The organism is Thermostichus sp. OS-CIW-30 (assembly GCF_054060215.1).
On the sequence record NZ_JBSSCZ010000046.1, the window covers coordinates 1 to 6,510 of the forward strand.

Sequence of the window (6,510 nt, forward strand, 5' to 3'; positions counted from 1 at the left end):
TTCTCGTTTTGACAAATTGGCCAGGAACTTCTTGAGTTTTCTCTATCTCGTCAGTGCTCTCTTTTGGCTCAAATGAAAGATCAACACAACCTAGATATCACCGAACAAAAGCGGCTGGAACAGGAGGTGTGGGAACAAGAAGAGCGTTTTCGCGCCTTCCTCAACAACAGCCACGACATTTTGTGTCGGATCGATGCCCAAGGTCTGCTGCATACCTTAAATCCTCCGGCTGCTGAGAAAATTTTGGGGCGTGCTCCCAATCAGGGAGAGGCCGTACCCTTGGATTGGGTTCACCCCGAGGATCGGCAGAACGTTGCTAATGCTCTTGAGCAACTCAAGGCTCGACCTGGCGAGACACTCAGCTTTATTTACCGGGCCCAACACGCCGATGGCCAGTGGGTGTGGCTGGAGAGCCTCTGCACCAATCTTTTGGAGGATCCCTCTGTGCAAGGGATCGTTTCCAGTACCCGCGATATCACCCAACAAAAGCAGGTGGAACTGGCTTTGCGAGAGAGCGAAGCCCGCTTCCGAGAAATTGCAGAGGCTGTACCGGTGGTTTTCTTTGTGTATTCTGCAGACTTGAGCCAGTCTCTCTACAAAAGCCCCCAAAGCGAGAAGATCTGGGGTTACACAGCAGAAGAGTTTCGCCGCAAGCCAGATCTCTGGAAAGACAGGATCCATCCCGAAGATCTGCCAAGGGTACTGCAGGTGGCCGCCCGAGCCACTCAAGAAGCCCAGCAGATCACCTACCGCCTTTTCCATCGGGATGGCAGGCTGCGCTGGCTGCGTACTTCTTGCCGACCCATCTTGAACGAACAGCAAGAGGTTATCCGTATTGTTGGCATTACCGAAGATATTACGGAGCAGAAAGAAGCAGAGCTGGCTCTACAAGAAAGTGAGGCCCGGCTTAGGGCCATTCTGGACGGGATCCCTTTTTCTATCTTTCTCAAAGATCTGGAAGGGCGCTATCTTCATGTAAACAAGACTTATCTACAACAGAGAGGCTGCAAGGCAGAAGAGCTCTTTGGAAAGTTGGATAGTGAGCTGTTCGCATCAGAAGAGGCTCTAGAATTTCGAGATCAGGATCAAAAAGTCCTGCAATCTCCGCATCCTGTCAGCTACGAGCGAACCTTTTTCCGCGATGGCAAGAGATTGACCCAGTGGGTCACCAAGTTTGCCCTGCGGGATCAGCAGGGGTCTCCTTACGCCGTTTGCGGCATCGCTGTGGACATAACGCCCCTCAAACAAGCCCAAGATCTGTTGCTGAAAGAAGCAGAGCGGGAGCGGCTGCTTGGAGCTTTGCTGCGACGCATCCGTCAGGATTTGGATTTGCAATCTATCTTGCAAACCACTGTTGCAGAAGTGCGAGAGGTTTTCCAGGTGGATCGGGTGATGATCTATCAGTTGCAGGAAGGTGTAGGGGGGTTTGTAGCTGCTGAGTCGGTGGCGGATCCCTGGCCCAGCCACCTGGGCCGCTACGTGTGGGATGAGTATTTCCAAAGGGATCCGTTCTATCGCAAGTACCAAGAGGGCTTTGTCCAGGCAGTGGGGGATGTAGCAATAGCCGATTTGGATCCTTGCTATCGGGAGTTGCTGGAGTCTTTCCAAGCCCAAGCCAACTTGGTGATCCCGATTCGGCGGGGAGAGGATCTCTGGGGCCTTCTGGTGGCACAGCACTGCCAATCCAGCCGCCCTTGGCAGGGGTGGGAAATCCGGCTTTTACAAGAGCTGAGCGATCAATTAGCCATCGCGTTGCAACAGGCCCAGTTATATGAACAACTGCAAGCCCTCAATCAAACCTTGGAAGAAAAGGTTCGGCAACGCACCTCTGAGTTGCAGCGATCCCTGCAATTTGAGGCCCTGCTGAAACGCATCACTGACCGGGTGCGCGACTCTCTGGATGAAGCTGAAATTCTCAACACCGCTCTGCGCGAGCTGGGAGAAAACCTAAATGCAGATGGCTGCGATATTGGCCTTTACAACGCCGATCTCACCCTTTCCGCCATCAGCTACGAGTATTGTCCTCGCTTGGGGTCGGCCTTGCATACTTGTATTCCCTTTGCCCAATATCCAGATCTCTACGCCCAGTTGTTGCGAGGAGAGCCCTGCATATTTTGTTTACTTCCTGACCATTGTTTACTTCCTGACGCCCCCCGCCAAGGATCAGTCTTGGTCTGCCCTCTGCGGGATGGGGAGCAAGTCTTGGGGGATCTGTGGGTTTTTCGCAGCAGCGAGGAAAGTTTTGATGAGCAGGAAATGAATCTCGTAGCTCAAGTGGCCAATCAATGTGCTATCGGCCTAAGGCAGGCGCGCCTATTCCGAGCTGCCCAAGAGCAGGTGCAAGCCCTAGAGCGCCTCAACCGCTTGAAAGACGATTTCATCAGCACTGTCAGCCACGAGCTGCGCACTCCTCTAGCCAGCATGAAAATGGCCCTGAAAATGTTGCAGATGGCTCCCACTGGGGAGAAACGAGCTCAATACTTAGCCATTGCAGAGCGAGAATGCCAGCGGGAGATCGAGCTGATCAATGACCTGTTGGATTTGCAGCGGCTAAAGGCAGGAGCCTATGCTTTGAATCTGCAAACGCTGACCTGGGAAGCCTTGTTGGGGGATTTGCTGTTGGCTATTGGCGAACGCGCCCGTACTAAGGGGCAAACCTTTCAAGCCAACGTGCCTCTGGAGAGCAGCATCACCACAGATCCTCTCCTTTTGGGGCGTATCCTGCGGGAGCTGCTACACAACGCGGTGAAATACACCCCCGGCCAGGGATCCATCCGCCTAGAAGTCAGGGTTGAGGCCAACCGAACTCGCATCCAAGTCAGGAATAGCCAAGAGATCCCGGCTGAGGAACTCACCCGCATTTTCGATCGTTTTTACCGGATCCCCAGCCATGATCCTTGGAAAGAAGGGGGCACCGGTCTGGGCTTGGCTTTGGTGAAACAAATGGTGGATCAACTGAGGGGATCCATTGAGGTCAACAGCTCTGCCGGTTGGACGACTTTTACGCTACATCTACCCGAATTGCCGCAATTTTAATTCCACTTCTTCCCCTCGCTTTGGGATACATTACTGGCAGGGATCCGGGGGGGCTTTGCCTAAACCTATGACAACTCGCCTAGATTTGGCTCTCACTCTTGAAGACTTCCTCAAGTTGCCTCACATAGAAGAGTCTCCGGCATGGGAGTACGTGGATGGAGTTGCCATTCAAAAACCGCTGCCCAAAGTCCGCCATTCCATTTTGCAAAAACGCCTCGTGGCTGAGGTTGACGGCAGCACCACCAGCTATACTGCCCTACCCGAATTGCGATGCACTTTTGCCGGTCGTTCCATTGTTCCCGATATTGCCGTAATTGCGTGGGATCGAATTCGCCTAAGTGAAACAGGCGAGCCAGAGGATGACTTCACCGCAGCACCCGACTGGATTATCGAAATTCTTTCGCCGGGTCAAAGGGTAAGCCGTGTAATCGATAATATCCTGCATTGCCTAAAGCACGGCAGCAAATTAGGGTGGATGGTGGATTTAGACGATTACTCTGTTTTGATATTTGCCCCTCAACAAGAGCCAGAAATTTGCCGAGGAGATCGTCAGCTTAAGGTGATCGATGGGATCCAGTTAGCATTGACTCCACAACAAATCTTTGTTCTCCAATACACTACCCCCGCCGCATGGCCGTAACCCCCGTGGGATCCAGCACCTTGCCCCGTTCCACCTCGGCATAGACCAGGTAGCGATCCCCGCAGTCCATCCAAGTTTTCACACGGCACTCCAGGTAAGCTAAGGCATCCAACAAAATGGGGCAGCCATTCTCAGCAGTGGCCGTGGCCAAGCCGGCAAAGCGATCTTCTCCAGGGCGCTGGGGCCGCTGAAAGTGCCGCTGCAAGTTGCTACCTTTGCCTTCCCGCAAGATGTTGAGCACAAAGGGTGCCTGGGGATAGGTCAGCAATTCGGCTTCTTGTTCCTTGTTCACCGACAGGGTTAGCCCTGGTGGATTGAAGCTAGCCTGGGCCACCGACCAGGTGAGGAAGCCGCGGCGGGTCTCTCCTTGCAGGGCGGTAACTACGCACAGGGATCCCACCACCCGGCTCAGGGCTTGCCCAACCCGATCCGCCTGAGTTTCGCTGCTGGTTTGGCGAGGGGCGCGGGCTCGTTTGGCTTTGCGCAGGGCCTGAGCAAACTGGGATCCCGCCTCTTGACAGGCTTCTAGGATTTCAGGGGTGGGCTTAAACTTGGCGCGGATCGTCTCAAACCCCAAGGAAAAGCCGGCATTGAGCAACTTACTCTCGATGAGATCCACCGCTTCTCCGCTCCAGCCGTAGGAGCCGAAAACCCCGGCTAACCGGGTGGTGGGAACCGAAGAAAGGATGATGCCAAGGGCGGTTTGGATCTGCACAGGAGGATGGCCGGCCAAGGTCGGGGATCCGATAACAAACCCTTGGCAGCGCTCCAGAGCTTGGGCGATCTCCTCCGGGGTGGCCCATTCGCAGTTGATCCGCTCCACCTTAACGCCGGCCCGCTCCAACCCTTGGGCTATGGCCATGGCCATCAAACCTGTATTCCCGTAAGCAGAAGTGTACAGAAGAGCTACCCGCTGCTCGCCGGGATCCTCCTCGCACCAAGTGTGGTAGTCCAGCCGCAAGCGCCGCAGGCTGTGGCGCACCAAGGGGCCGTGGGCAGGGGCATAGATTTGGGCGGGAAATTCTTCCAACTTGGCCAGGGCTGCCTTCACCTGGGGCAATTGGTTGCGGTGCAAGCAGTCGAAGTAGTAGCGACGGTCTTCGCTGAGCTGCCGCCAATGCTCGTCAAACACCTGCTCATCGCACACATGGGCGCCGAACAACTTATCGGTGTAGAGGATCCCGGTAGCCGGATCGTAGGTACAGAGGGCATCGGGGTGGCGGGGTGTGGGCACGGTGCGAAAGTGCAACTCATGCCCTTCCCCCAGATCCAGGCGATCCCCATCCCGGATGACCCGCAAACGGAAGGACTGGTGGCCATTGTAGAAAATGCCCAGATCGGCGGCTTCCTCTTCGTCGCGACTGCGGGGCAAGGGATCCATCTCTTCAAAGGCAGCCCGTAGCGTAATGGATCCCGGTTTGGAGCAGAGCACCATCGCATAGGGAGCCAGAGGCAATAGGGCCTTGAGAGTGGCAATGCGGTTAAAGTTGACGTGGCTGAGCAAAATAAAGTCCAACCGCTGTAGGTACTGGTGTTGGGCCAGCTCTTCTAAAAAGATGCTGGTGAACGATTCCCCCGGAGGATCGATGAGAAGGGTTTGGCGGGCCTGGATGAGGTAGCTATTGGCAGTGGTGCCCCGTTGCCGAGCGTATTCCAGCTCAAACTTCAGGCGATCCCAGGTGCGGGAGCGGAGAACCAACGTGGACGGGCCGATAAGGGCAACTTGGACATCGCGGGCGGGGATCTTGCTCTCCATAGCAGCCTCCGATGCGGTATCTGTCCTCACCTTGCCACGAAACTGGGGGAATGGGGATCCCTTTTCAGAGTTTCGGGAGAACAGGGGTTGGCTTACCCAAAAGTTGGGTCTGAAGCCCCGTTCTACCCCTACGCGGAACTCAACCAGTAGGGCGGCTTTTGTGCTACAGCAAATACAGTGGCGAGAAGACTCAACTGCCCAAAAAACCACACGACTGTCTTAAAGCTGTTCACGCAGTGTTGCTAAGAAATACCAGTAATTAAGAATTTTCTCCCTTTGGGACAGGGAGTATTCAAGTTTTTGGCCAGCGAAAAGAAGAGGCTAAGATCGGCTTGTAGCGTGTTCAGGCTGCCTATGTCTGCCCGATCCAAGTCCAAAGTGGAGGCCCCTACCAAGGGGATGGATCCCCGCCAGTTTACTGAAGCTGATGTGGCGGCAATTGCAGAGCGGTTGGAGCGCAATGAGTATCCGACCGTCTTTGGCTGCTTGGAAGACTGGCATGCCCTTCGAGCCGTTGCCTTTTATGCTCCCCACTTAGTGGCTCCCTATGCACACCTGTTGGAGTGGGAAGTGGATGAAGATTAGGGCTGTCCTTGCAGTTCTTAAAGGGATCCCAGTGCTCAGGGCAACGAGGGGGGAGGATTTCCGTCAGAGCCTTGCCGGCGAATCAGGTAGCGCACTTCTTCAAGGAGAACGTTGAACCTCTGATCCGTTTCCGCCTGCCGTTGGTTGATGGCCTGGATGGCGCGTTCGTGCTCTCGTTGTAGAGCGGTGAGGGTAACCAGAGCTTGAGTCACTTCCTCTGCCCACTCGGCAAGGTGAGCTAAGTCAGAGCGGGTCTCGCTGACAACTTGCTGTAGCTCTCGCAGGCCTTGAGCTTGGGCAGCAGCTTGTTCGGCAAATTCGGCGCGGCTTTCTTGGATGGACTGACGCAGCTCCTCGATTTCCCGCAGACGGGCGGCGTTCTCCTCGGCAGACTGGGTGCGGCTTTCTTGGATGGACTGACGCAGCTCCTCGATTTCCCGCAGACGGGCGGCGTTCTCCTCGGCAGACTGGGCGCGGCTTTCTTGGATGGACT

Annotated in this window: 4 protein-coding genes and 1 pseudogene; 3 read left to right on the forward strand and 2 right to left on the reverse strand. The window is 55.3% G+C overall.

From position 1 onward, the window contains the following. Positions 1–72: 72 nt before the first annotated feature. Both ACVWZF_RS13980 and ACVWZF_RS13985 read left to right on the forward strand, forming a co-directional pair. Positions 73–3,036, forward strand: a complete 2,964-nt coding sequence (locus ACVWZF_RS13980; protein ID WP_457411717.1) for a PAS domain S-box protein — start codon at positions 73–75, stop codon at positions 3,034–3,036. Positions 3,037–3,103: 67 nt separating this feature from the next. After that, positions 3,104–3,676, forward strand: coding sequence for a Uma2 family endonuclease (locus ACVWZF_RS13985; RefSeq protein WP_011433371.1), 573 nt, complete (start codon positions 3,104–3,106; stop codon positions 3,674–3,676). Here the strand turns inward: ACVWZF_RS13985 and ACVWZF_RS13990 are convergent. Further along, the gene (locus tag ACVWZF_RS13990; RefSeq protein ID WP_011433370.1) at positions 3,654–5,432 is read right to left on the reverse strand and encodes a diflavin flavoprotein; all 1,779 of its coding nucleotides are present in this window, start codon (positions 5,430–5,432) and stop codon (positions 3,654–3,656) included. The genes ACVWZF_RS13985 and ACVWZF_RS13990 overlap by 23 nt on opposite strands. A gap of 354 nt (positions 5,433–5,786) precedes the next feature. Here ACVWZF_RS13990 and ACVWZF_RS13995 point away from each other — a divergent pair, with 354 nt between their 5' ends. After that, the gene (locus ACVWZF_RS13995) at positions 5,787–6,017 is read left to right on the forward strand and encodes a DUF2555 domain-containing protein (protein ID WP_011433368.1); all 231 of its coding nucleotides are present in this window, start codon (positions 5,787–5,789) and stop codon (positions 6,015–6,017) included. A 35-nt stretch (positions 6,018–6,052) separates the two neighbouring features. On the opposite strand, the pseudogene ACVWZF_RS14000 reads toward ACVWZF_RS13995, so the two are convergent. Further along, positions 6,053–6,510 (reverse strand): annotated as a pseudogene (locus tag ACVWZF_RS14000) (hypothetical protein); the annotation flags it as partial.